This window comes from Peribacillus sp., from assembly GCF_059453735.1.
This window is the reverse complement of the sequence record NZ_JAZVJO010000292.1, coordinates 1-4,271: the sequence shown is the minus strand read 5'-3', so window position 1 is coordinate 4,271 and position 4,271 is coordinate 1. Positions and strand designations below refer to the sequence as shown.

At 39.4% G+C, this 4,271-nt stretch carries 2 protein-coding genes and 1 pseudogene; all 3 read left to right on the top strand.

The window, feature by feature from the left end:
• Positions 1 to 313, top strand: a pseudogene (locus AC52RT_RS09340) (hypothetical protein); the annotation flags it as partial.
• Between the two features lie 13 nt (positions 314 to 326).
• Positions 327 to 3,326 (top strand): ATP-binding protein, encoded by a 3,000-nt coding sequence (locus tag AC52RT_RS09335; protein WP_495540485.1) that lies wholly within the window; start codon positions 327 to 329, stop codon positions 3,324 to 3,326.
• 244 nt (positions 3,327 to 3,570) lie between these two features.
• On the top strand, positions 3,571 to 4,271 hold a 701-nt coding region (locus AC52RT_RS09330; RefSeq protein WP_495540486.1), incomplete at its 3' end, for an OB-fold nucleic acid binding domain-containing protein.

The following is a 4,271-nucleotide window of genomic DNA, read 5'->3' as shown; positions in this document are numbered from 1 at the left end:
TCTTATCTCACTACAGCTGTTGGATGATCTATTAGCTATTTTACAAGATGAGGCGGCACAAATAGAATCTTTTTGCTGGCCGTATAAAATAAAAATAGCGAATCACCAGGAATTGGTCTTAACACATACAGAAACGCCATTCACGAGTGAACTTCGTGCGCTTGCTGAAGGATTTACAGATTTTGAGGGTGCCCTTCAATCACTATATAAGCATCCAGGCGCAAGACGTTATTTAGATGTGCTCGATGAAGAAGAACGAAAAGGACTGCTGGAGGAATCTCGACAGATGCTGTTTCAATTATTTAAGTCGTAAAAGAGGTGAGAAGATGAGAATTAAAGAATTACATGTTTATGGCTATGGAAAGCTTGAAAATGAACGATTTAATGATTTACAGCAGTTATATGTGTTTTTTGGTGAAAACGAAGCCGGAAAATCAACAATTATGTCTTTCATTCATAGTATGTTGTTTGGCTTTCCAAGTAAAAACCATGAAGAGCCAAGATATGAACCAAAGCAACATGCTAAGTACGGAGGAAGACTTGTACTTGTTACCGAACGATATGGTGAAGTAATGATTGAACGAGTAAAAGGGAAAGCAGCTGGGGATGTAACGGTTACGCTCGAAAGTGGTGAGGTCAGATCAGAGGAAACGCTTCATGACATTCTTCATGGGATTGACAAGTCCTACTTTCAATCTGTATTTTCCTTCAATTTACAGGGGTTACAGGGAGTACATACAATGAATGAAGGAAACGTTGGCAAAATTTTGCTGTCTGCAGGATTAATTGGCAATGATGTGCTGCTTGAAGTGGAGAACACCCTCCAAAAAGAAATGGAACAGCGGTTTAAACCAGCAGGACAAAAACCATCCATCAATCTTCAACTGAAGAAAATCAAAGAATTAGATAAACAAATGAAGCTTGCTGGAGATGAGCAGGAAGCTTATAAAGCACTGATTGAGCAACATAAACAGTACACAGAACAATTGGCAGACGTAAAGATGAAAAGTAGTGAAAATGAAGAAATGCAATATAGGTATCAGGAGTTTTTGCGTATTAAGCCCATTGTGGAAGAACGTAATGTCCTTGATCAGAAGTTAGAACGTCTTGGAGAACAAACATTTATTGCGGATGGGATTCAGCGGCTTGAACAATTTCTTTCAGCCAAGGTGCAGATTCAATCACAGGTAGTGTCTCTTATCGAAAGAAAGAAAGCAGTGCTAAAGGAACAAGCAGAGCGAAAACCAAATGAATATATACAAGACCATAAGGAAGAAATCGAAGCAGCTCTGGAATCAGCATCTTTTCTTGAAAAAATGGAACTTGAACAATCAGTCCTTTTGCAAGAACTAGATAGGATACAAAAGGATATTAGAAATGCATACGGTAATCTCCATTATCCAGGAGATGAAACCAGTCTATTAACGCTTGATTTAAGTAATTTTGTAAAAGAGTATGTTAAACGGCTTGATCGGGATAAAAACCGATTACTTGATGAACGGAAGCAGCTGGATGAAGAGTATAAGACAGAAAAAGAAAAGCTCGAACGTTCTGAAGCACGGATAGCTGAGTTAAAGGAAAGAATGCTTCCCGAAGAAAAACGGAAGCAGCTTGAAGAAACCGTAGGACGGGTGAGTAATGAAAGCTTTCAGAAACTAAAAAAAGCTCTGCTGATGGAGCAACTAGCAGAAGTTGAACAGCAGTATGAACAGCAAAAGAAACGGGAGACTCAAAACCGTTTACGTCAGCGAAATCTATTCGGGTTGTTGGGCATTCTCTTGGCAGCCGGAGCTGTGATTAGTTTTACCCAAGATCAAGTAATGATTGGCCTGCTTCTAACTGCCGGATTGTTTATACTGATTGCCTCAAGATCGGTATTTAAAGGGCAAGGACTAGCTCAAGAGTTAAGCCGTCAGCACGATACCTTAAAACGAAAGAAAGCAGCACTGGATCAAGAAAAATCGATTCCTGCCGAAGAACATGCGGCCCAGCTTGATCTCCTCGAAAGGGACAGAGAAGCTGAAAAATCTTTAAGAAATGAAATGTTTCGCCATGAAGAACGTGAGCTGGCCTTTGATAAAGCTATTCAGAAATTTGAAGCCTGGGAACATTCCTGGAAAAAGGTCAATGATGAAATACTAGCTGTCAGCGAAACCTGGAGAATCCAGATAAATCCGATTGAAAATAACTTGGAAGTTATTTTTGAGATGCTTAGTCAATTAAAGGATTTCTTGCTAGAAAAAGAAGAGAAAAGCAATCAGTTGACCTTTCTAAAAAAAGAAACAACCCATAAAAAGCAGGAACTTCTTACTTTCAGTAGAGAGCTTGGGAATACAACAGCCTCTTGGCAAGAAGCCGTTGTCTTATTAAAAAAGGCGCTGAACGATACGCTTGAAAAAACAATTCAATTCAAGCAGTTACGTGCAGAAATAGATAAATTGACTTTGGAAATAGAAAAACTCACAAATAATCAGTCACAAATAGATGAGGAAATTAAGACGCTCTATAACAAAACGGATGCAGCCGATGAAGAAGAGTACCGTCAAAAGGCCTTGAAAGCACAGGAATGGGCAAGCCTAACCAGTAGAAGGGACTTGCTTCAGATCCAACTTCAACAATCGCAGCTTGGACATGAGCAAATAGCTGACTATTTGACTGCTCAAATTGACGGAAATAGTTTGGAACGGTTGAGTAAGGAACGAAAGGAACAATCCAAACGTCAATCTCAGCTGCTAGAAGAGCTTTCAGATTTGAAGCATGTAATTCAAAATCTTGAGGATGGGGGCACGTATGAGGAACGTATGCATCTCTTTATGGAAGAACGGGCTGCATTGAACGAGGAGGCAAAAGTCTGGGGTCGATATGCGATTGCCAAAACGCTCCTAGAACAAACGATTAATAGCTTTAAACAAGAACGTCTGCCGGCAGTGATTGCTTTAGCGGAAGATTATTTTTCCTTCTTGACAGATGGTGAATACACGAAGATACGCATAAATGACAGCGGAAAGGGTCTTCTAGTTGAACGAAATGACCGGCTGACATTTGAGGCCGAAGAATTAAGTAGAGGAACAGCTGAGCAGATTTATGCGTCTATGAGGTTAGCGCTTGCTGTATCTACTTTTGGAGAGGATCCTTTTCCTCTAATCATTGATGATGGCTTTGTTAACTTTGATCAAAAGCGGACAAGAAATATGATTAAGCTTTTGCGAAAATTATCTGAAACAAGACAAATCATCTTTTTCACTTGTCATGAAACACTGCTTACTCATTTTTCCGAGTCTGAAATCCACGTCTTAAAGAAAACCAACACGCACTCTTTTCAATAAGTAGAGAGAGTGGAGAGACTTCCACCAGGAGGTCTCTTTATGTACTGGGCGGCTCTTGATAACGGTTTGGTATAGGCAGTTATGTGACTATGTCAGCCTAAATAAAACGAGCGTTAATCTGTACATTCAGAAGTTGACGTTGTGAAGCAGTGGTGTTTTTTTGAGTGGAGTAAAGGAGGAAACTTCAAGCTATCAAATGCTTGATATGGTATACTATTTTTACTTAATGAACGGAGGTATGTCTATGGAAACGGGAATTAATCATTATGGAATTGGTGACTCAATTGATACATATATGTACATTAAAAGTAGTACCAAAGCTTTAGCAAGTAATGGAAAACCTTTTTTGACGTTGATCCTTTCGGACAAAACGGGGGAAATTGAGGCAAAACTTTGGGATGTTTCAGAAGAAAATGAAAAGACATTTGCTGGGGAACGGACTGTCAAGGTACAGGGCGATATTCAAAACTATCGCGGCCGCCATCAGCTAAAAATACGTAATATCCGTGTTACTACGGAAGCAGATGGAATTACACCTGCTGACCTAATTCAGACGGCTCCCATAAGCCAAGATGAGATGATGGACAAAATTACGCAATTTATTTTTGAAATGCGCAATCCAAACATTCAACGAATTACACGTCATTTATTAAAAAAATACCAAAAAGAGTTTCTTACATTCCCAGCTGCAACAAAGAATCACCATGAATTTTATTCAGGTCTGGCCTATCATGTGGTGTCAATGCTTGATCTTGCGAGTTCAATCGTAAATCTATATCCAAAGCTCGATAAAGATTTATTATACGCAGGGGTCATCTTACATGATCTTGGCAAGGTCTTTGAATTATCTGGACCGGTGTCTACTGTTTATACGGTTGAAGGAAATTTACTTGGTCATATAACGATTATGGTGAATGAAATTGGGAAAGCTGCTGATGAATTGAA

What these genes read in the sequence shown, in the direction of transcription:
- AC52RT_RS09335 (WP_495540485.1), top strand. Translation starts at nt 327, where the DNA reads ATGAGAATTAAAGAATTACATGTTTATGGCTATGGAAAGCTTGAAAAT.